This window comes from Conyzicola sp., from assembly GCF_057073975.1.
The window spans coordinates 1-20,188 of record NZ_JBXMIS010000108.1 but is presented as its reverse complement, the minus strand read 5'-3'; the positions used below and the strand labels follow the sequence as shown (position 1 = coordinate 20,188).

At 69.4% G+C, this 20,188-nt stretch carries 18 protein-coding genes and 1 pseudogene; 9 read left to right on the top strand and 10 right to left on the bottom strand.

Features of this window, described 5'->3' with window-relative positions; all coding sequences use genetic code 11:
* Positions 1–95 precede the first annotated feature (95 nt).
* Genes AC14A7_RS09620 through AC14A7_RS09600 form a run of 5 tightly spaced genes read left to right on the top strand, consistent with a single transcriptional unit; the run spans position 96 to position 4,155 of the window.
* Complete coding sequence (locus tag AC14A7_RS09620; protein WP_484008471.1) at positions 96–1,232, top strand: hypothetical protein; 1,137 nt, start codon at positions 96–98, stop codon at positions 1,230–1,232.
* A gap of 20 nt (positions 1,233–1,252) precedes the next feature.
* Positions 1,253–2,263, top strand: a complete 1,011-nt coding sequence (locus AC14A7_RS09615; RefSeq protein WP_484008469.1) for a Gfo/Idh/MocA family protein — start codon at positions 1,253–1,255, stop codon at positions 2,261–2,263.
* 26 nt (positions 2,264–2,289) lie between these two features.
* A complete protein-coding gene (locus AC14A7_RS09610) occupies positions 2,290–2,556 on the top strand; it encodes a hypothetical protein (protein WP_484008468.1) in 267 nt (88 codons plus the stop codon).
* 1 nt (position 2,557) lies between these two features.
* Positions 2,558–2,977 carry a type II toxin-antitoxin system VapC family toxin gene (locus AC14A7_RS09605; RefSeq protein ID WP_484008466.1) on the top strand — a complete coding sequence of 140 codons (420 nt, stop codon included), beginning with the start codon at positions 2,558–2,560 and terminating at the stop codon, positions 2,975–2,977.
* Positions 2,974–4,155 (top strand): kynureninase, encoded by a 1,182-nt coding sequence (locus AC14A7_RS09600; RefSeq protein WP_484008464.1) that lies wholly within the window; start codon positions 2,974–2,976, stop codon positions 4,153–4,155. Before AC14A7_RS09605 ends, AC14A7_RS09600 begins: the two co-directional genes overlap by 4 nt.
* Here AC14A7_RS09600 and AC14A7_RS09595 read toward each other — a convergent pair.
* Both AC14A7_RS09595 and AC14A7_RS09590 read right to left on the bottom strand, forming a co-directional pair.
* Positions 4,137–4,481: a hypothetical protein gene (locus AC14A7_RS09595; protein WP_484008462.1), complete on the bottom strand. Its 345-nt coding sequence runs from the start codon at positions 4,479–4,481 to the stop codon at positions 4,137–4,139. The genes AC14A7_RS09600 and AC14A7_RS09595 overlap by 19 nt on opposite strands.
* A gap of 10 nt (positions 4,482–4,491) precedes the next feature.
* Positions 4,492–5,094: a YdeI/OmpD-associated family protein gene (locus tag AC14A7_RS09590; RefSeq protein ID WP_484008460.1), complete on the bottom strand. Its 603-nt coding sequence runs from the start codon at positions 5,092–5,094 to the stop codon at positions 4,492–4,494.
* Between the two features lie 42 nt (positions 5,095–5,136).
* Here AC14A7_RS09590 and AC14A7_RS09585 point away from each other — a divergent pair, with 42 nt between their 5' ends.
* Both AC14A7_RS09585 and AC14A7_RS09580 read left to right on the top strand, forming a co-directional pair.
* The gene (locus AC14A7_RS09585; protein WP_484008459.1) at positions 5,137–6,312 is read left to right on the top strand and encodes a low temperature requirement protein A; all 1,176 of its coding nucleotides are present in this window, start codon (positions 5,137–5,139) and stop codon (positions 6,310–6,312) included.
* Positions 6,309–7,400, top strand: a complete 1,092-nt coding sequence (locus AC14A7_RS09580; RefSeq protein WP_484008457.1) for an acyl-CoA dehydrogenase family protein — start codon at positions 6,309–6,311, stop codon at positions 7,398–7,400. Before AC14A7_RS09585 ends, AC14A7_RS09580 begins: the two co-directional genes overlap by 4 nt.
* On the opposite strand, the gene AC14A7_RS09575 is transcribed toward AC14A7_RS09580, so the two are convergent.
* From AC14A7_RS09575 to AC14A7_RS09560, 4 genes are read right to left on the bottom strand one after another with little or no spacing between them, the layout of a single operon-like run.
* The gene (locus tag AC14A7_RS09575; protein WP_484008456.1) at positions 7,397–8,035 is read right to left on the bottom strand and encodes an alpha/beta hydrolase; all 639 of its coding nucleotides are present in this window, start codon (positions 8,033–8,035) and stop codon (positions 7,397–7,399) included. The genes AC14A7_RS09580 and AC14A7_RS09575 overlap by 4 nt on opposite strands.
* A gap of 10 nt (positions 8,036–8,045) precedes the next feature.
* Entirely contained in the window at positions 8,046–11,156 is a 3,111-nt protein-coding gene (cydC, locus tag AC14A7_RS09570) for a thiol reductant ABC exporter subunit CydC (RefSeq protein WP_484008455.1), read from the bottom strand.
* Positions 11,153–12,202, bottom strand: coding sequence for a cytochrome d ubiquinol oxidase subunit II (gene cydB / locus AC14A7_RS09565; RefSeq protein WP_484008454.1), 1,050 nt, complete (start codon positions 12,200–12,202; stop codon positions 11,153–11,155). Before cydB ends, cydC begins: the two co-directional genes overlap by 4 nt.
* Before the next feature lie 13 nt (positions 12,203–12,215).
* Positions 12,216–13,772, bottom strand: coding sequence for a cytochrome ubiquinol oxidase subunit I (locus tag AC14A7_RS09560; RefSeq protein ID WP_484008453.1), 1,557 nt, complete (start codon positions 13,770–13,772; stop codon positions 12,216–12,218).
* A 155-nt stretch (positions 13,773–13,927) separates the two neighbouring features.
* On the opposite strand from AC14A7_RS09560, the gene AC14A7_RS09555 reads away from it, so the two are divergent.
* Together AC14A7_RS09555 and AC14A7_RS09550 are read left to right on the top strand one after the other, a co-directional pair.
* Positions 13,928–14,269 carry a BlaI/MecI/CopY family transcriptional regulator gene (locus AC14A7_RS09555; protein ID WP_484008451.1) on the top strand — a complete coding sequence of 114 codons (342 nt, stop codon included), beginning with the start codon at positions 13,928–13,930 and terminating at the stop codon, positions 14,267–14,269.
* A complete protein-coding gene (locus AC14A7_RS09550) occupies positions 14,269–15,171 on the top strand; it encodes a M56 family metallopeptidase (RefSeq protein ID WP_484008450.1) in 903 nt (300 codons plus the stop codon). The genes AC14A7_RS09555 and AC14A7_RS09550 overlap by 1 nt, the downstream gene beginning before the upstream one ends.
* Positions 15,172–15,289: 118 nt before the next feature.
* Here the strand turns inward: AC14A7_RS09550 and AC14A7_RS09545 are convergent, their stop codons facing one another.
* From AC14A7_RS09545 to AC14A7_RS09530, 4 genes and pseudogenes are all read right to left on the bottom strand, one after another.
* On the bottom strand, positions 15,290–16,516 hold the full coding sequence (locus AC14A7_RS09545) for an alpha-hydroxy acid oxidase (protein ID WP_484008449.1): 1,227 nt from the start codon (positions 16,514–16,516) through the stop codon (positions 15,290–15,292).
* Positions 16,513–17,919 (bottom strand): rhamnulokinase, encoded by a 1,407-nt coding sequence (locus AC14A7_RS09540; RefSeq protein WP_484008447.1) that lies wholly within the window; start codon positions 17,917–17,919, stop codon positions 16,513–16,515. The genes AC14A7_RS09545 and AC14A7_RS09540 overlap by 4 nt, the downstream gene beginning before the upstream one ends.
* 2 nt (positions 17,920–17,921) lie before the next feature.
* Positions 17,922–19,958, bottom strand: coding sequence for a bifunctional aldolase/short-chain dehydrogenase (locus AC14A7_RS09535; RefSeq protein ID WP_484008445.1), 2,037 nt, complete (start codon positions 19,956–19,958; stop codon positions 17,922–17,924).
* Positions 19,955–20,188: pseudogene (locus AC14A7_RS09530) on the bottom strand (L-rhamnose isomerase); the annotation flags it as partial. The gene AC14A7_RS09535 and the pseudogene AC14A7_RS09530, both read right to left, overlap by 4 nt.

Here is a 20,188-nt window from a genome sequence, read left to right as displayed (position 1 = left end):
CCCCCCCCCCCCCCCCCCCCCCCCCCCCCCCCCCCCCCCCCCCCCCCCCCCCCCCCCGGCGCTACTTCTCTGGTGCCGATCGTGACCTGAGCGTTTTGTACTCTCCGTTCCTCGGCCTGCGGGTCGAGTACTGCGCGCCGCTCAGTCTCACGACAGTCGTGAGGAACGCGTCGGGTGGGTTCTCTCCCTTCCAGTATCCGCAGGGCGGCCAGCTTGGCGACATCGGCGTCGGGGAGCCCGGCGAGGTCATTGCCGACGACGGCGGATGCCCGCCGCTCTATGCGCGGCCCGGCCAGACAGTGAGCACCGGACTCACTACGTGGGGCTCGTACGGGTACCGAATCGTCAATCCGACCGGAGCCGCGAACGTGGGTCCGACGTTCGCCATCGACGCCAACGGGCACATGGCTGCCGCGACAATGCAGCTCGAGGCGATCTGCTTCAGTGTTCCCCTCGTGGATCGTGTCAGTACGCCGACTGCAGGCAACTGCCCGCACGACCAGAGCAAGTACCTGCGCGGCACCATCGTTCAGCTCGAGGTCGACGTGCACGCGGGCGAGAGCTTCCACGGCTGGTCGGGAGCTGACCGAGACGAAGGTGACTACGCCTGGGTTGTGGTCGACAAGGACCGCACGGTCACCGTCGACATCGGCTACCCGAGCACGGGCCAGAAGATCCTCAACGTCATGTCCAGCGTCGCCCAGCGCGTCGTGTCGGGTCTCGTTACCATCGCGACCGGCATCCTTCTCGCCCACATGCTCATCGTGAAGGGCGTCGCCCTCGCCATGGCCGGAGCCTCCACGGGGCTGCGCGCACTCGGCGTCAGCGGGAGGGACATGGACCGGTTCGACCAGGCGACCGCCGTCGTCTCTGCCCAGACCAAGACTTTCGAGCTGTTCGCAGGATGTCTCGGCTCGTGGGCGCACGGCCCGAAGATCACCGACGTTGCGGGCAATGCGGCGCTGTCGGCGGGTTTGCCCGCAGCTGGCAGTGCCGCGTCGAAACTGGCGGCGAAGAAGCTGCAGGCCTACCTCTTGGCCCGCGGCAGCACGAACGCTGCGGGAGCGGCAGCGGGGGTCGGCTATGTCGTCGATGCCGTGACGGCATTCGGCTCGAGCCACGACATGTACTTCCAGGATGCGAAAGACTCGTGGAGCAGGCTCGGCTCCAGCCTCGGCTCATGCATGGAGGACGGTCTGGAGACCACGTGGGATCCGGCGTTCCACGGGTAGGGTGCGTTTAGGCTTGCGGCGTGAGTACCCTCCCCGAGTCCAGAGTCACCCCGCTGCGAGGCGGCCCCGTGCTGCGCTGGGGCGTGCTCGCTCCTGGCGAGATCGCGGGCGACTTCGTGCGCACCGTGCACGCCAACACCGACCAGCGCTTCGTCGCCGTCGGGTCGCGTTCGGCTGAGCGCGCCGCCGCCTTTGCCGCCACGCACGGCATCGAGCGCTCCGGCGACTACACGGCAGTGCTCGAGGATGCCGCGGTCGACGTCGTCTACATCGCCGCCCCCCACAGCGAGCACCGCTCGCTCGCCATGCTCGCGATTGCCGCTGGCAAGCACGTGCTCGTCGAGAAGCCGATCGCGCTCAACGCGGAGCAGGCGACAGAGATCGCCGCTGCCGCCCGCGCGGCCGGGGTCTTCGCGATGGAGGCGCTCTGGTCGCGCTACCTGCCGCAGGCGGATGTGATCGCGCAGCTGCTGGAGCGCGGCGACCTCGGCGACGTGAGCCTCGTCACCGCGGTGCTCGGCTGGCAGTGGCCGTTCGATCCCTCGAGCCGCGGGTACGACCCCGCTCTCGGTGGCGGCGCGATGCTCGACGCCGGCGTCTACAGCCACTGGTTCGCGCAGTTCGTGCTCGGGGCTCCCGTGTCGGTCAGCGCCATCGGCAACCTGGCTCCGACGGGCGTCGACTCCGATTCGGTTGTCTCGCTGCGGTCGGCGAGTGGCGCACTCGCGGCGATCACCACGAGCATCGTCGCGAACACCTCGGTCACGGCATCCATTCATGGAAGCGCCGGGCGCATCGAGGTCGACAACTTCGTCATGCCCTCTGGCTTCACGCTCATCGCGGGCGGAGAGCACCACGAGTGGATCGACGACTGCGGCGTCGCCGGCCGCGACGGCCTCGCCTGGGAGGCGGTCGCCCTCGCGCAGTTCGTCGCCGACGGACGCACGGAGTCGCCGGTGCACTCCCTCGACGACTCGATCTCGCTCATGCGAACGATCGACGAGGTGCGCCGGCAGATCGGCGCCCGCTAGAGCGGTACCAGTTGGTACCATCGAGCATGGCAACCAATCTGCGACTGCGGCCGGAGGCTGAGAAGGCCCTGCGCGAGGAGTCGGCGAAGACCGGGCGCTCGCAGCAGGAGCTGATCCGAATGGCTGTCGACGAGTTCCTCGGGCTCTCCACGCCGCGCACCGCGACCCTCGACGAGCTCATTGCCGCCGGGATCGTCACGGCCCCGCGGCCCGTGCGCGAGGGAGTGAGCCCCCTCACGCTGCCGCCCGGAATGACAAGCCTCGATCTGCTCGATCGCGAGGATCGGTTCTAGCGTGCGGGTCTACCTCGACAGCAGCGCTCTGATCAAGCGTGCCCTCGCCGAGGGCGAGTCCGTTGATCTCACCGCGACCGTGCAGCGACACCTTCGAAGCAACGACATCCTGATGTCGTCGGCGCTTGGGACGGTCGAGGTGAGCCGCATCCTTCGATCCCGGCTCGACGACCACGCCCCGACCTACATCAACGACCTGATCGAGGTTGCTCTTGGAGGAATCGCAGAGTGCGCGCTCTCGTCGCAGGTCATCGGGATCGCCCGGCGGCTCGGCCCTGGCAATCTGCGTAGCCTCGATGCCATCCACCTCGCCACCGCGTCGATAGTCGCTGCCGACCTGGTGATCGCCTACGACGCTCGACTGCTGCGCGCGGCCAGCGAGCTCGGGTTTCGCACGGCCTCACCCGGAGCCGCAGCGTGAACGCCCTCGACGCGGCCGACCCGCTCGCGACGTACCGCGACCTGTTCATCGCCGACCCGGAGGTCGTGGCGTACCTCGACGGCAACTCGCTTGGTCGTCCACTGCAAGCGTCGGTAACCCACGTTGCTGGTTTCATTGAGCAGCAGTGGGGTGGCCGCCTCATCCGTGGGTGGGACGAAGGCTGGCTCGAGCAGGGCGAGCGGATCGGCGACGATCTCGGCCGCGTCTGCCTCGGTGCCGCCCCGGGTCAGGTGAGCATCGGCGACTCGACCACCGTGCTGCTCTACAAGCTCGTGCGGGCGGCGGTCGCAGCCCGCCCCGGTCGAACAGAGCTCGTCATCGACCGCGACAACTTCCCGACCGACCGCTACGTGCTCGAGGGCATCGCGGCGGAGTGCGGACTCACCCTGCGCTGGATCGAGCCGGGTGATGTGACCGTCGACCGCATCCCGCTCTCCGACCAGACCGCGGTCGTCGTGCTCAGCCACGTCGCCTACCGCTCCGGCCACCTTGCCGACGTCGCGGGCATCACGGCGGCGGTGCACGAGGCCGGGGCCCTCGTCGTGTGGGACCTCTGCCACTCCGTCGGTGTGGTGCCGACATTCCTCGACGACTGGGGCGTCGACCTCGCGGTCGGGTGCACCTACAAATACCTCAACGGCGGGCCGGGGTCGCCGGCCTTCGCCTATGTGCGCGCCGACCTGCAGTCGCAGCTGCGGCAGCCGATCCAGGGCTGGCTCGGCTCGGCCGCGCCGTTCGAGATGGGGCAGGGCTATGCGCCCGCGCCCGGCATCCGCGGGTTCCTCAGCGGAACCCCGCCGGTGATCGGCATGCTGGCGATGCGCGACATGATCGCCCTCCTCGACGAGGTGGGCATCCCTGCCGTGCGGCAGAAGTCGATCGCGCTGACGACCTACGCCCTCGACCTCGTCGACGAGCTGCTGCCCGACGTCACCGTCTCGAGCCCACGGGATGCCGCTCTGCGCGGCAGCCACGTCACGATCGACCACCCGGCCTTCGCCGCGATGGTGCCGCAGCTCTGGCAGCAGGGGGTGATTCCCGACTTTCGGCGCCCCAGCGGCATCCGGCTCGGGCTCTCGCCGCTCTCGACGAGCTTCGCCGAGGTCGAAACCGGTGTGCGGGCGATCGCGCAGCTGCTCTACATGCCCATGCCGTAGGCGCTCAGTGCGAGCAGGCCGGCGGAGACAGACGCGAGAGTGCCGACCCCGCTGCCGATCACGGCGACCCACTCACGGGTGAGACGCACGCCCGGCTTGCGGATGCCGACGATGCTCACGATGAACGCGACGATCGTGAGCGGCGCGTAGACCGCGCTCGCGACGAGCGGAACGAAGATCACGGCGAGGGCGGCGAGGCCGTCTTGCGAGATGCCGATGGCGGCCAGAACGATGCCGACGATCACCGACACGACGAAGACGCCGATGGCGCACAGCCACAGGATGAGGCCGAGCTTCGAGCGGGTGGCCGGGGTCGCATCAGTCATGGGGCTCAGCCTATGGCCGCGGCTTCGCTTTCTGGGGGTAGATGGTCTCCCCCCGTTCGAGTTGCTCAACGAACCTCGCAATGCTGCGCTCGCGGGTCTCAGGCCGCTTGGCCTGGCCGATGCGAAACAGGATCGCGAAGCGGTTCTGGCTGCTGAGGGTCGGGAAGAACTCGGCGGCGGCGGGGGAGGCCGCGATGGCGGCGGCGAGGTCGTCGGGAACCTCGATGGTCTTCGATCCGGCGTAGGCGGCATCCCATCGCCCGTCGGCTTTTGCCCGGTCGATCTCGGCCTGACCGGAGGGGCGCATGCGCCCGGCGGCGATGAGCGCGGCGACCTTGTCGCGGTTGATCTGCGACCACATGCTGCGCGGTCGGCGCGGCATGTAGGACTGGAGGAAGAAGTGCTCGTCGATGGCGTTGCGGATGCCGTCGATCCACCCGAAGCTCAGCGCGACGTCGAGGGCGTCGACCACCGCGATCGTCGACACGGGAGAGCCCTTCTTCGCGATGACGAGGCCGACGCCGACCGCATAGGCGGGGTCGTCGAAGTGGGTCTCGAGCCACGCCTCCCACTCGGCCGCGGTGGCGAACTGCATGCGCTCTCTCTCGACCATGGAGCGACGCTAGCATCGGCCACTGACGCGTAAAATCGCCCCATGACCGGCCTCCGCCAGCGAATGACCGCCCGCGACACCGCGGAACAGCACCGCTCGGCGACCCCCCTCGAGCTGCTCTTCGACCTCACCTTCGTCGTCGCGATCTCGCAGGTGGCTGCGCAGCTCGCCCACGCGACGGAAGACGGCCATCCACTCGAGAAGCTCGTGCCGTTCGCCATGGTGTTCTTCGCCATCTGGTGGGCCTGGATGAACTACACCTGGTTCGCCTCGGCCTACGCCACAGACGATGTGCTGTACCGCGTGCTGACCTTCGTGCACATCGCCGGGGTGCTCGTGATCGCCGGAGGAATACCGGCAGCGTTCGACTCGCAGAACTTCGCCGTGATCACCGTCGGCTACCTCATCATGCGCGTCGGGCTCGTCGCCCTGTGGGTGCGGGCGGCCGTCGAGCACCCGGAGGGCCGCCAGACTGCCGTGCGCTATGCGATCGGAATAGGCGCGGTGCAGGTGCTCTGGATGGCGCGCCTCGCTCTTCCCGACCAGGGCTCCGTGTGGTCGTTCCTCGTGCTGGCCGTGCTCGACCTCGCGGTGCCGCTCTGGGCGGAGCGCACCGGATCGACGACGTGGCATCCCCACCACATCGCCGAGCGATACCAGCTGTTCACGATCATCCTGCTGGGCGAGAGCGTCTTCGCCTCTACCCTCGCCGTGCAGGCCTCGATCTCCGAGGGCGGCGTGAGCCCGACCCTCATCACGATCGCCATGATCGGACTCGTCATCATCTTCACCCTGTGGTGGCTCTACTTCTCCGAGCCGGCCGGCGAGGGGCTCACGCAGCGCCGCGAGCGCTCGTTCATCTGGGGCTACGGCCACTTCGGCATCTTCATCGCGCTCGCGGCCATCGGCTCCGGCCTCGAGGTCGCGGTGGTCTCTGTCGGGCACCACATCGAGGCGTCGAACACCATGGTCGCCTATGCGACGGCGATTCCCGTTGCACTGTTCCTCGTGCTGCTGTGGACGCTGCACCGCCCGATCGTGGAGCAGGTCGTGCTGCGACCGGCCACCATTGCCGTGACCGCGGTACTCGTGCTGGTCTCCCCCCTTGTGGCAGAGTCACTCGGGCTCGTCGCGGCCCTCGCCGGCATCGCCGGCTCCCTCGTCGGCCTGCTCGCCTGGACCCTCATCCGGGTCAACGCGCGTAGCCTTTCGGTGTGACGCTCCCTCCCGACCTTCTCGACCGGATTCGCTCGCGCGCCGCGGGCTACGACGCCGCAAACGCCTTCTTCGACGACGACCTCGTCGAGCTGCGCGAGGCCGGCTACCTCGCCCCGCGCAGCCTGCTCGAGATGGCCAGCGACCAGCGGCTGCTCGCCGCGCACGCCCCCGCGACGGCGCTCGGCATCAACATGCACCTGGTCTGGGTCGGCGTCGCCCAGGTGCTCCGCGACCGCGGCGACCACTCGCTCGACTGGGTGCTGACGGATGCGGCCGCGGGTGAGCTGTTCGCATTCGGCAACAGCGAGCCGGGCAACGACCTCGTGCTGTGGGACTCGCTAACCACGGCTGTTCCCGTCGACGACGGCTTCGCGTTCACTGGCACGAAGATCTTCACCTCGCTATCGCCCGCGTGGACCCGCCTCGGGGTCTTCGGTCGCCACGGCGACGAGCTCGTGCACGGGTTCATCACGCGCGAGACCCCCGGCTGGCGATCCCTCGACGACTGGGACACCCTCGGCATGCGGGCGACGCAGAGCCACACGACGGTGCTGGATGGCGCGGTCGTTCCTTCGGCACGTATCTCCCGCATCCTGCCCGTCGGCCCCAATGCCGACCCGTTCGTGTTCGGCATCTTCTCGAACTTCCTGCTGCTCATCTCCTCCGTCTATGCGGGAATCGCAGACAGGGCTCTCTCGCTGGCGGTCGACGCTCTCGGCACCCGCACCTCGCTGAAGTCGGGACTCGCCTACAGCCAGGACCCCGACCTGCGGTGGCGGGCAGCGGATGCCGCTCTCGCCCTCGACGCGCTCGCTCCCCAGATCGAGACCCTCGCCCGCGATGTGGACGACGTGGTCGACCGGGGTGTGTCGTGGTTTCGCGAGCTCACCGGCGTCAAGCACCGCTCGACAGAGACGGCGCGCTACGTCGTCGACCAGGCCATGCGCCTCGCGGGTGGAGGCGGATACCGCTCGTCCTCCGAGCTCGCCCGGCTGCAGCGAGACGTGCTCGCCGGCATCTACCATCCGAGCGACACCGAGTCAGTGCACGCGACGGTGGCGGCGAACCTGCTGGGGCCGCTGCTCTAGGCCCTAGCGCGCCAGTCGAGCTCGCTCAGCCACATCCCGGCGAGCGCCGTCCAGGCCTCGGCCGTGCCCTCGCCCTGCGCGAGGCCGATGCCGTGGCGCCCCGTCGGGAAGACGTGCAGCGAGTGCGGCACCCCATGCTCGGCAAGCGCCGACCCGAGCAGGTACGAGTGCTCGACCGGCACGGAGGCATCCTCTGCCGTGTGCCAGACGAAGAACGGGGGAGCGGATGGCGTGACGAGTGTCTCGAGGGAGGTCGAGGCGCGCAGCTCTCGCGGTGCATCCAGTCCGATGAGCTGCTCGCGCGAGCCGGCGTGCGTATCGAGCAGCATGGAGACGACCGGGTAGCAGAGGATCGCGGCATCCACTCGCTCTGTGCTCGTCAGGGCGGCGAGGCCGGCGGCGTGACCTCCCGCAGAGAAGCCGAGCAGCCCGACCTTGTCAGCACCGGCTGCGCGCACCCGGCGGATCTCGGCGGTGACCGCATCGAGCGTCTGCGGGTGGCGCGCCTTCACGGGGTAGCTGAACGTGCTCGCGGCGTAGCCGAGGCTGCCGAGCCACTCGACGACGGGCTCACCCTCGTGGGGTGCGTGGCGGGTGTACCCGCCCCCGGGCAGCACGATGATGTGGGAGGTCATGCCCCCAGTCTCACGCCTCGACGAGCGAGGAGCCAAGACGGAGCAGGATGTCGCTGCCGCGCCGCTCCGAGGCGTGGTGCGTCACGAGAACGACGATGCGATCCGCCAGCGCACGCCGCAGGTCGGAGACGAGGTTCTCTGCTGCCTCCGCGTCGAGGTGTGCCGTCGGCTCGTCGAGCAGCACGACATCCGCAGTGGTGAGCAGGGTGCGGGCGACGGCGAGCCGCTGGCGCTGCCCGCCGGAGAGGAAGCCGCCCTCGGAGCCGACGCGGGCATCCAGCTCGACCCGGAGGCCGACGCGGTCGAGCACGGCGCGGTACTCGTCGTCGGTCGCCCGGCCGCCGAGCGCGAGGTTGCCGCGCACGGTCGAGTCGAAGACGTGTGCCTCTTGCGGGCACCAGGCGATGCGCGAGCGCAGCTGTGCGGCATCGAGCTCCGGCAGCGCAACCCCGTCGACGAGCACGGCTCCGTCATCCACCGGCCGGTAGCCGAGCAGGGCCGCGAGCAGGGTCGACTTGCCGGAGCCAGACGGCCCCTCGACGACGAGCCAGTCGCCGCGGCTGGCGCGTGCGGTCAGGCCGGAGAAGAGGCCGTCGATGCCGAGGTCGCAGAGCGCGAGGGTGGTGACACGGTCGACCGGCCGCGTGCCGGTCGGTGGCACTGCAGCGTCGAGCACCGCGACCTTCGCGAGTGCGGCCCGCAGGGCCGGCCACTGCTGCACCGCCTCGACGTGGGCGCGCAGCGGGTCGATGAGTGCGAGGGCGAGCAGCACGAGCACGCCGGTGAGCGGGCCGCTCGCCCCGACGGAGAGAAAGGCGGCGCTCGCGGAGGTGAGGGCGACGATGGTCACGGCAGCGCCGAGACCCCGTGCCGCAGCGGTGCGGCGGGAGCGGCGGCTCGCGGCGGCATCCAGTGCGGTGATCTCGTCGCGAACCCGCTCGCCGGCGCCGTTCGCCGACAGCTCTGCGGCGGCCGCGGCCAGGGCGACGAATCGGCGCAGCACCGTCGACCGCAGCTCGCGCTCGCTCGCCGCTGCCACCTGGTCTCCGGCGAGAGCCACCACGGGGGCGACCACGAGGGCGACGAGCAGAGCCACCACGAGAACACCGACCGCGGATGGATGCAGCGCCTCGACCGCGATCACCGCGGCGACAGAGACCAGCACGGCAACCACCGGCGGCAGGATCACGCGGGGCACGAGGTCGCGCACGGTGTCAGCCGCCGCCACGAGGTAGTCGAGGGCGACGCCGCCGCGGGCGAGGGCACGGGATGCGAGCCCGTGCGCCGCGAGTCCGTGCCACATCCGCATGCGCAGCTGCGTCACCGCTGCGAGCACCGCGTCGTGCGTGAGCAGTCGCTCTGAGTAGCGAAGGGCGGCCCGCCCGAGGCCGAAGAACCGCACGCCGACAATGGCGACCAGCAGGTACATGATCGCGGTCTCCTCGCTCGCGCGAACGATGAGCCAGCCAGAGACCGCCGTGAGCGCGACGGCGAACAGGGCGGCAGCAGTGCCGACGGCGGTGGCTGCCGCGAAGCGCGCGACGACGGGACGAAGGAACACACGTAGCGCCGAGCCGCCGCCGGTGCTCGGGCCAGTGGGGGCCGTGACGGTCGACGCCGCGATCCCGGCAGGCTGAGCCGCGGGCTCACCCACCGGCACCGCGTCCGACGCGCGTCGCAAGGAGTTCCCGAGGGAGACGTGCCGGTCGGCGAGCTCTGCGACCTCCTCCTCGTGCGAGGCGATGACCATGGTGACCCGGCCGCGCAGTGCCGCGAGCTCCCGGTAGACGAGCAGGGCGCTCGCCGCATCGAGGTGGGCGGTCGGCTCGTCGAGCAGCAGCAGCTTGGCCCCCGCCTCGACCCGCAGCAGCGCCCTCGCGACGGCCAGCCGGCGCAGCTCGCCAGGGCTGAGCCGAGCGGGGTCGACATCGCGAAGGCCGTCGAGGCCGAGTCGCGCGAGCACGTCGCCGGGCTCGCCGTAGTACGAGAGCTCTGCATGCACGGTCTCGCCGACGGTGTGCGGATGCTGTGGCACGTATGCGACGGAGTCGCGACGCGCGAGCACGCCGAGCACCGACGACTTGCCAGAGCCGCTCGGCCCGTCAAGAGCCGTGGTCGATCCGCGCGGAAGGGTGAACGTGACGGGGCCGATGCCGTGCACGGTGAGGTCGGTGACGGTGATGGTGCCGCCGTCGGTGGGTGATCCCGTCGACACCACCGGCTCGACCGCCGAGTGCGCTTCGACCGCGCGCCGTGCCGCCTGGCCATCCTGCGCAGCGTGGAACGCGGCACCGAGCTCGCGGAACGGGGCGAAGCACTCCGGTGCGAGCACGAGCGCGACGAGGCCGAGCTCCAGGGGCAGCTCACCGTGCATAAGCCGGATGCCGACGAACACCGCGACGATCGCAACCGAGATGGTGGCGATGAGCTCGAGCACCAGGGAGGAGAGGAACGCCGTGCGCAGCGTGGCCATCGTGGTGGCACGGTGCTCCGCCGAGATCCGGCGGAGGGCCGCGGACTGCTCCTCGACCAGACCGAGGCCGACGAGCACCGGGAGGCCGCGGGCGAGCTCTGCCAGGTGGTCGCTCAGTCGCTGCATGGTGGCGCTGGCGGCATCCGCGCGGTCCTTCGTGTGCAGGCCGACGAGCGCCATGAAGAGGGGAACCAGTGGCACGGTGAGCACCACGATGATGGCGCTCACCCAGTCGGCAGAGAGGATGCGCGCGCCGACCAGCAGGGGAACGGTTGCCGCGGTCGCGATCGCGGGCAGCACCTGCCGGTAGTAGTTGTCGAGCTCGTCGAGCCCGAGGGATCCCAGCACGGCCGTCGACGCCCGCCCGCCTCGATCGGCGAGCACCCGGTCGGCGAGCTCGCGCCGCAAGCGCTCCTTCTCCCCGATGGCAGCCCGCGCCGCTAGCGAGCTGCCCGTCCACGCGAGGACGGCGCGCAGGATTCCGCCGATCACGATCAGCTGCGCACCGACCACAACGGGCTGGCCCTCGATGACGGCCACGACCCCGCGCGCGACGCCCTCCGCGACCAGCACAAGGGCGAGAGCCGTGAGCGAGCCGAGAAGGGCGAAGACGAGGAGTGCGCGGCGGTCCTCTGGCGCCGGTCTCATACCGGTGGCGCGACGCGCTCGACAGGCGCGACCGCGGCGACGACCGGGTGCGACTCCGGCAGGTGGTGCTCGCCGAGCCGGCGACGGAACACCCAGTAGGTGTAGCCCTGGTACAGCAGGATCAACGGAAGGGAGAAGGCCGTCACCCAGGTCATGACGCCAAGCGTGTAGTCGCCGCTGGAGGCATTCTCGACCGTGAGGCTGAACGCGGGGTCGATCGTCGACGGGAGCACGACGGGGTAGGCCGAGGCGAAGATGGAGGCGGCACCCAGCGCGAGGAAAGTGGCGACGGCGACGAAGGCACGGCCTTCCCTGCCGTGCCTCGCCGCGCCAAGCCCGAAGACCAGGGCGATCACTGCCGCACCGATCAGGGCCAACGTCCATGTCTTGCCATTGATGAGCTGCACCGCGAGCACCCACGCCACGATCGGCAGCAGCGCGAATGGCGCGTACCGACGGATGAAGTGCTGTGACTGCTCCCGCACCGCACCGAGAGTCTTGAGTCCGAGGAAAGTGGCCGCGTGCACGAGGCAGAAGCCGATGACGGCGAGCCCACCGAGCACGGCGTAGGGCGTGAGCCACGCGAACGGGCCTCCGACCCGGTTGCCGTCCGCGTCGATCGGCAGCCCGGTCGTCGTGAGGGCGAGCATGGCGCCGACGCAGAATGCGGCGACGAAGGATCCGACGCCGAGAGCGCGGGTCCAGAACCGAATCCACCGTGCCGACTGGCCCTTGCCGCGGTACTCGATCGCAACGGCACGAAAGATGAGGGCGAGCAGCGCGAGGGTGAGCGGGATGTAGAGCGTGGAGAACAGCGACGCATACCAGAGCGGGAACGCGGCGAAGGTGCCGGCCCCTGCGGTCAGCAGCCACACCTCGTTGCCGTCCCAGACCGGGCCGATCGAGTTGAGCATGACGCGGCGCTGGCTCTCGCTGCGTGCGCTGACGAGCATGTGCATGCCGACGCCGAGGTCGAATCCCTCGAGGAGGAGGTAGCCGATCCACAGCGCGCCGATGGCGACGAACCAGATGGTGGGGAGGTCCATGGGTGCTCCTTGGCTAGTAGGCGAACGCGAGGACGTCGTCGCGCTTGTCGGGGTCGTCGTCGTTGTCGGTGGTCGAGGCAGCGGAGGTCTCGACCGGCATCGCCGATCGCCAGCCGCCGCGCACGTAGCGCACGAGCAGGGTGACCTCGACGACCATCAGCGCTCCGTAGACGAGGGTGAGGCTGACGAGCGAGAACAGCAGCTCGCCGGCGGTGACTCCCGGGGAGACGGCGGCTGCGGTGAACATGTAGACGCCGTCCACGCCGCTGGGGTTGGGGTTGGGGGCGACCACGAAGGGCTGGCGTCCCATCTCGGTGAAGATCCATCCGGCCGAGTTGGCGGCGAAGGGCGCGAGGATGCCGGTCACGGCGAGCCGCATGACCCAGATCGAGCGCGGCACCGTTCCCTTTCGCGTCAGCCAGAGGGCGACGACGGCGGCGAAGGCGGCGAGGCCGCCGAAGCCGATCATGAGCCGGAAGCCCCAGTAGGTGACGGCCATGACGGGCAGGTAGTTGATCTCCGTGCCGTCGTCGGCGGTGAGGCCGTACTTCTCCTGGTACTCGGGAATGAGCGTGTTGACGCCCTTGATCTCGGTGTCGAAGTCGCCGTGGGCGAGGAAGCTCAGCAGACCGGGCACCTCGATGATGCTCACGACGTCGTCGCAGTTCGCGGCTCCCACGTCACCGATCGCGAGCACGGAGAACGAGGTGCCGTCGTGGCACGCGGCCTCGGCCGCGGCCATCTTCATCGGCTGCTGGTCGAACATGAGCTTGGCCTGCAGGTCGCCGGTGACTGCGACGCCGCCGAAGGCGAGGATCGCGACGACGGCACCGATGCGCAGCGACCTGATCCAGACCGCGTGGTCCTCGTGGTCGCGGCCAGAGACATCCAGTCGTTCGCCGACGACGACTCGACCAGCGGCGTCGACCGTGTCGATGCCGTCTTTGCGGCGCTGCCAGAGGTGGTACCAGGAGATGCCGAGCACGAAGGCGGCACCCACGCCGAGAGCGCCGAAGATGGTGTGGGTGTAGGCGGTGAGAGCCGTGTTGTTGGTGAGCACGGCCCAGATGTCGACGAGCACTGGCCGCCCGTCAACCAGTTCGACGCCGACCGGATGCTGCATCCACGAGTTGGCGGCGATGATGAAGAACGCGGAGACGATAGACCCGCCAACCGCGATGCACAGGCTCGCGAAGTGCAGCTTCTTCGGCAGGCGGTCCCAGCCGAAGATCCACAGGCCGAGGAAGGTCGACTCGAAGAAGAACGCGAGCAGCCCCTCCATGGCCAGCGGTGCACCGAAGACGTCGCCGACGAATCGCGAGTAGTCGCTCCATGCCATGCCGAACTGGAACTCCTGCACGATGCCGGTCGCGACACCCATGATGAAGTTGATCAGGTAGAGCTTTCCCCAGAACTTCGTCATGCGCAGGTAGCGCTGCTGGCCGGTGCGAAGCCACTGCAGCTGCATGAGCACGACCAGTGGTCCGAGACCGAGGGTGAGGGGCACCATCCAGAAGTGGTAGACGGTGGTGATGCCGAACTGCCATCTCGCGATCTCCAGAGGATCCACAGGCTGCCTTTCATTCGTCGTACGGGCCGCGCCAAGCATTGCGGTGCCTGATCTGCGGCTATAGGGCCGAAGGTCCCTCACGAATACTTCTACATCTTGTAGAACTATTTCTACTCCACTGTAGAACAGATTTCTACATGGGGTAGAATTGCGGTATGGCAACACTGGGCGAACTCGAGCGGTCGATCATGGAGATGCTGTGGGCGTCGCCGGAGTCCCTCACGGCCTACGACCTGCTCGAGCTGCTGCCAGAGCGAAAGCTCGCTCCGACGACCATGCTCACCGTGCTCTCGCGGCTCGAGAAGAAGGGCTTCGTCGCCCGCTCTCGTGACGCCCGCCCGCACCGCTACTCGGCGGCCGCGAGCCGCGAGGAGCACATGGCAGACCTCATGCACGAGGTGCTCGGCGGTGCCTCCGACCGCACCGCGGTGCTCGAGAGGTTCGTCGGCCAAGTGAGCCCGGCTGAGGCGGAGACCCTCCGGCGCCTGCTCGGTTGATGGCTGTCGCCTCCGGTCTGCTCGCCGCGCTCGCGGTGCTGCTGGCCGTACCCGTTCCCCTTGCCCTGAGCCGGGCAGCATGGCCGCGCCGCTCGCCCGCGACCGCGCTCATCCTGTGGCAGTCGATCGCCCTGGCCGGCGGGCTCTCGATGATCGGCGCTCTCCTGACCTTCGGGCTCACGCCGTTCGGTGACGACCTCGTCTCCTCCATTCGAGGATTCACCGCCGGCACCGGGGCGCCGCAGCCATGGCACGTGCTCGCCCTGTGCGCGGCCCTCCTTCTCGCCGTGCACCTGCTGTTCAGCCTCGCGCTGACCGTCGTGCGCTCGGAGCAGCAGCGGCGTCGGCACGCACAGCTCATCGCGCTCCTCAGCTCGCCGGTGTCGGCGGGCACGCGCCTGATCGACAGCCCGACGCCCGTCGCCTACTGCCTGCCCGGCCCCTTTCGCTCGATCACGGTGTTCTCTGCAGGGCTGGTCACCCTGCTCACCGAAGACGAGCTCTCGGCCGTCATCGCCCATGAGGAGGCACACCTGGTGCAGCGGCACGACGTCGTGCTCATCGCCTTCCGTGCCTGGCACGCGGCGCTGCCGTGGTTTCCGATCGCCTATCACGCCCAGCGCGAGGTCGGCCTGCTCATCGAGATGCTCGCGGATGACCGCGCCCGCCGCACGACGGATGTCGCCACCCTGTCGCGAGCGATCGCTCTCGTCGGAACGGGATCGGTGGGTGCGCCGTCGGCGCTGGCCCCCGCCGACAACGTGACCGAGCGGGTCGCACGTCTCGGGCTCGCGCCGCTGTCGACGGCGCGGGAGGCGCTCGTGGTGGCGTGCGCTGCCGGGCTCCTCGGCATCCCGACCGTGCTGCTGTTCGCGCCCGCGGTGCTCTGGATGCTCGGCTGAGCCGGTTGCTGCGGTGCCCGCGTCGAGTCGTGCCGCACCGAGCGACCTCACAACCCGGCTCGATCGCGGAGGGTGAGCCCCGGCCACGCCCCTACCACCAGGACGCGGCCGGGAGACGTCAGCGCGGGGTAAGCCGCTGCAGCTGGGTGACGTGCCGCGGCTCGAGCTCCTCGATAGAGGAGACCTCGAGCAGGCGCATCGTGCGGGTGACCTGGTCGCCGAGAATCTGGATGGCGCGGTCGACACCCGCCCGTCCGCCTGCCATGAGGCCATAGAGGTAGGCACGGCCGACGAGTGTGAACTTCGCTCCGAGCGCGATCGATGCGACGATGTCGGCACCGTTCATGATGCCGGTGTCGACCATCACCTCGGTGTCCCTGCCGACCTCCTTCACGACGGCCGGCAGCAGGTGGAACGGGATCGGCGCACGGTCGAGTTGACGCCCGCCGTGGTTGGAGAGCAGGATGCCGTCGACCCCGAGATCGGCGAGTCGCTTCGAGTCCTCCACGTTCTGCACTCCCTTGACCACGAGCTTTCCCGGCCACATTGCCCGGATCGTCGCGAGGTCGTCGAAGTCGATCGACGGGTCCATCGCCGAGTCGAGCAGCTCTCCGACGGTGCCGCCGGTTGACGACAGCGACGCGAACTCGAGCGGGGGAGTTGTCAGGAAGTCCCACCACCACCACGGCCGCGGGATCGCGTTGATGATCGTGCCGGCCGTGAGCTGGGGAGGAATGGAGAAGCCGTTGCGCTTGTCGCGGAGGCGGGCGCCAGCGACAGGGGTGTCGACCGTGAACATGAGGGTATCGAATCCCGCGGCGGCAGCGCGCTCGACGAGCCCGTACGAGATCTCGCGCTGGCGCATGACGTAGAGCTGGAACCAGTTGCGGCCGTTCGGGTTCGCGGCCCGCACATCCTCGATCGACGAGGTACCTAGGGTCGACAGCGTGAACGGGATTCCAGCGGCAGCGGCAGCGCCAGCACCCGCGATCTCGCCCTCGGTCTGCATGAGCCGGGTGAACCCGGTCGGCGCTATGCCGAACGGCATCGCCGACGTGCCCCCGAGGATCTGCGTCGTCGTGTCGACCGTCGAGACGTCACGCAGGATCGAGGGGTGAAACTCCACGTCTTCGAATGCCTGCCGCGCGCGGGGGAGCGAGAGATCTCCCTCTGCCGCGCCATCCGTGTAGTCGAAGGCGGCCTTGGGGGTGCGGCGCTTGGCGATATCGCGCAGGTCGTAGATCGTCAGCGCGCCGTTCAGCCGTCGGCGCTTGGCATTGAGGTCGGGCTTCTTGAACTTCATCAGCTCGAGAAGGGCCACGGGATTGGGGATGCTGCGCTTCATTTCGATCCTTGCGGTGTGTACACGGTCGGCACGAACGCGGCCGCGACGATCGCGCGAAGCGACTCGAGCGATCCGGTCACGAGACCGTGGGCGCGGGCCTGCACGAGCACGTTGCCGATCGCGGTCGCCTCGGCCGGCCCGGCGAGCACGGTAAGGCCGCTGCGGTCGGCGACGAGCTGGCAGAGCAGGGTGTTATGGCTTCCGCCGCCGAGCAGGTGGATGACCTTCACGCTCGTGCCGCTCAACTCCACCGCCTGTCTCACGGTTGCAGCGTACGCCTCGGCCAGGGACTCGAGGATGACGCGAACGGTCGCCGCCCGCCCTTCCGGCCCAGCGAGCCCGCGCTCGCCGAACCACTCGGCGATGCGCCGTGGCATGTCGCCCGGCGGAAGGAAGCGCGCGTCATCGACATCGAACAAGTGCGCGGGTGCCGGCTGCGCTGCCGCGGCGGCGAGCAGCGATGCGAGGTCGTCGCCCCATCCAGTCACCGTCTCGCTGAGGATCCAGAGGCCCATGACGTTGCGGAGGTAGCGCACGCGGCCGTCGACACCACCCTCGTTGGTGAAGTTGGCGAGACGGCTCGCCTCGGTGAGCACTGGGCGCTCGAGTTCAACCCCGACGAGAGCCCAGGTGCCGCTCGAGATATAGGCGAAGTCGGGGTCGGTGGCTGGCACCGCGACGACGGCGGATGCTGTGTCGTGGGATCCAACGGTGCTCACCTCGAGGGTGGGAAGCCCGACACGAGCGGCGACGGCGGGGAGGAGCCCGCCGACCGCCGTTCCCGCGCTTACGAGGTCGGGGAAGATCTCGCGGGGCAGACCGACGCGCTCGATGAGGGCGTCATCCCACTCGCCGGTGTGCACGTTGAACAGTGCCGTCGTCGAGGCGTTCGTGCGCTCGGCGAACTGCTGTCCAGAGAGCCAGTAGGTGATCAGGTCGGGCATGAGCAGGAACCTGTCGATGCCGACCAGCCGGCCCGCTGCCTCATCGTCGGCCAGCTGGTAGACCGTGTTGAACGGCAGGTGCTGCAGCCCTGTCGCGGCATAGAGCTCGGCGGGGGAGACCCGCTCGTGCACGAGAGCCACGCCCGTGGCGGTTCGAGAGTCGCGATAGTGGAACGGCTCTGCGGCCAGGGTCCCGTCGCGCATGAGCCCGTAGTCGACCGCCCACGAGTCGACCGCGACGCCCGCGAGGTCTGGTTCCTGCCGTGCGGCAGACGCGAGCCCGGAGACGACGTGCTCGAACAGTCCGCTCGCGTTCCACCTCAGCTCGCCGCCGATATCGACGGGTCCGTTGGGAAACCGGGCGACCGGCTGCAACCGAAGCTCGTTGTGGCCGACGTAGCCGAGCATGACCCGGCCGCTCGTCGCCCCGAGGTCGACGGCTGCTACCGCGCTGACCATGACTACCTGAGGAAGGCGGCGGCGACGCCGGCATCGACAGGGATGTGCAGGCCGGTTGTGTGCGACAGGTCGGCGGTGCACAGCACAAAGACCGCGTTCGCGACGTTCTCCGGCAGCACCTCGCGCTTGAGCAGGGTGCGCTGCGCGTAGTACGCGCCGAGCTCGTCTTCCGGCACGCCGTAGACGGCGGCGCGCTTCGCACCCCAGCCGCCCGCGAAGATGCCGGAGCCGCGTACGACGCCGTCGGGGTTGATGCCGTTGACCTTCACGCCGTGCTCGCCGAGCTCCGCCGCGAGCAGTCGAACCTGGTGGGCCTGGTCGGCCTTCGTGGCGGAGTAGGCGATGTTGTTCGGGCCGGCGAAGATCGAGTTCTTCGACGAGATGTAGACGATGTCGCCACCGAGCTTCTGGTCGATGAGCACGCGCGCCGCCGCGCGCGACACGAGGAACGAGCCCTTCGCCATGACGTCGTGCTGGAGGTCCCAGTCGGCGACGGTCGTGTCGAGCAGGCTCTTCGAGAGGGAGAGCCCGGCGTTGTTGACGACGAGGTCGAGTCCGCCGAACGCGAGCACCGCGGCATCGACTGCAGCCTGCACCTCGTCCTCGGAGGTGACGTTCGCCTTGATGCCGATGGCGACATCCGCGTTCCCCAGCTCTGCGGCAGCCGCCTTGGCCTTCGCGAGGTCGAGGTCGGCGATGACGACGCAGGCGCCCTCGGCGGCGAGGCGTGTTGCGATCGCCTTTCCGATCCCGGATGCCGCGCCCGTGACGAGGGCAACGCGCCCCGCGAGCGGCTTCGGCTTCGGCATGCGCGCGAGCTTGGCCTCCTCGAGGGCCCAGTACTCGATGCGGAACTTCTCGGAGTCGCTGATCGGCGTGTACGTCGAGATCGCCTCGGCACCGCGCATGACGTTGATGGCGTTGATGTAGAACTCGCCGGCGACCCTCGCGGTCTGCTTGTTCGCGCCGTAGCTGAACATGCCGACGCCGGGCACGAGCACGATGAGCGGATCGGCGCCGCGCATGGCTGGCGAGTCGGCCGTCGCGTGCTTCTCGTAGTACGTCGTGTAGTCCGTGCGGTACGCCTCGTGCAGCTCGGTCAGTCGCGCGATGGTCTTCTCGACCGTCGCGTTCGCGGGCAGGTCGAGCAGCATCGGCTTGACCTTGGTGCGCAGGAAGTGGTCGGGGCAGCTCGTGCCGAGGGCGGCGAGTCGCGGGGCGTTCGCCGAGGCGAGGAAGTCGAGCACGACGTCCGCGTCGGTGAAGTGGCCGACCTGGGCGTTGTCGGTGGAGACGAGCCCGCGCAGGTGCGGGGCGATGGCCGCGGCCTTGGCGAGCCGCTCTGCCTTCGGCAGTGCGGCGTTCTTGGCGACGGCGCGACCGAATGGAGCCTTCGACCCCTTCGCGGCGATGTAGTCCTCTGCCGTCGTGATGATCCAGAGGCTGTTCTTCTCTGCCTCCTTGCTCGTCGCGCCCCAGGCGGTGATGCCGTGTCCGCCGAGGATGCAGCCGATCGCCTGAGGGTTCGCCTCCTTGATGGCGGCGATGTCGAGTCCGAGCTGAAACCCGGGGCGACGCCACGGAACCCAGACGACCTTGTCGCCGAATGCCTTCCTCGTGAGCTTCTCGCCGTCCTTGGCCGTTGCAAAGGCAATGCCGGAGTCGGGGTGCAGGTGGTCGACGTGGTTCGCGTCGACGAGGGCGTGCATGGCCGTGTCGATACTCGGTGCTGCCCCGCCCTTGCCGTGCAGGGCGTAGTCGAAGGCCGCGACCATCTCGTCCTCGCGGTCGACGCCGGGATAGACGTTCGTCATGGCGCGGAGGCGGTCGAGGCGCAGCACAGCAAGGCCAGACTCGGTGAGCGTGCCGAGGTCTCCGCCCGAGCCCTTGACCCAGAGCAGCTCGACCGGCTCGCCCGTGACAGGGTCGGTCTCGCGGCCCTTGGCCGAGGTGTTGCCACCGGCGTAGTTGGTGTTCCTCGGATCGGCCCCGAGCCGGTTGGACCGGGCGAGGAGCTCCTCGACGGCGGGGTTGGTCATGCGCCCCACCCGGCCTGGTTGCCCCCGACGCGGTCGGCGGCGATGCGCTCGCCGTATCCGGAGGCGGCGTAGGCGGCAATCGGATCGGCGGGGAGCCCCCGGCTGGTCCGCCAGTCGGCGAGGTCGGCGCGGACGTCGGTGTAGAAGGCGTCCATCAGCTCGTGGTGGCCGGCGAGCACGTCACCGGCCGCCTCGGCGTCGGCCAGCGCAGCCCGGTCGACGAGGAGGGC

Bases quoted from the DNA above. Each gene is read 5' to 3' on its own strand.
- AC14A7_RS09610 (WP_484008468.1), top strand. From the start codon at position 2,290: ATGGCAACCAATCTGCGACTGCGGCCGGAGGCTGAGAAGGCCCTGCGC.
- AC14A7_RS09595 (WP_484008462.1), bottom strand. From the start codon at position 4,481: ATGACTGATGCGACCCCGGCCACCCGCTCGAAGCTCGGCCTCATCCTG.
- AC14A7_RS09590 (WP_484008460.1), bottom strand. From the start codon at position 5,094: ATGGTCGAGAGAGAGCGCATGCAGTTCGCCACCGCGGCCGAGTGGGAG.
- AC14A7_RS09585 (WP_484008459.1), top strand. From the start codon at position 5,137: ATGACCGGCCTCCGCCAGCGAATGACCGCCCGCGACACCGCGGAACAG.
- AC14A7_RS09575 (WP_484008456.1), bottom strand. From the start codon at position 8,035: ATGACCTCCCACATCATCGTGCTGCCCGGGGGCGGGTACACCCGCCAC.
- cydC (WP_484008455.1), bottom strand. From the start codon at position 11,156: ATGAGACCGGCGCCAGAGGACCGCCGCGCACTCCTCGTCTTCGCCCTT.
- cydB (WP_484008454.1), bottom strand. From the start codon at position 12,202: ATGGACCTCCCCACCATCTGGTTCGTCGCCATCGGCGCGCTGTGGATC.
- AC14A7_RS09555 (WP_484008451.1), top strand. From the start codon at position 13,928: ATGGCAACACTGGGCGAACTCGAGCGGTCGATCATGGAGATGCTGTGG.
- AC14A7_RS09550 (WP_484008450.1), top strand. From the start codon at position 14,269: ATGGCTGTCGCCTCCGGTCTGCTCGCCGCGCTCGCGGTGCTGCTGGCC.
- AC14A7_RS09545 (WP_484008449.1), bottom strand. From the start codon at position 16,516: ATGAAGCGCAGCATCCCCAATCCCGTGGCCCTTCTCGAGCTGATGAAG.
- AC14A7_RS09540 (WP_484008447.1), bottom strand. From the start codon at position 17,919: ATGGTCAGCGCGGTAGCAGCCGTCGACCTCGGGGCGACGAGCGGCCGG.
- AC14A7_RS09535 (WP_484008445.1), bottom strand. From the start codon at position 19,958: ATGACCAACCCCGCCGTCGAGGAGCTCCTCGCCCGGTCCAACCGGCTC.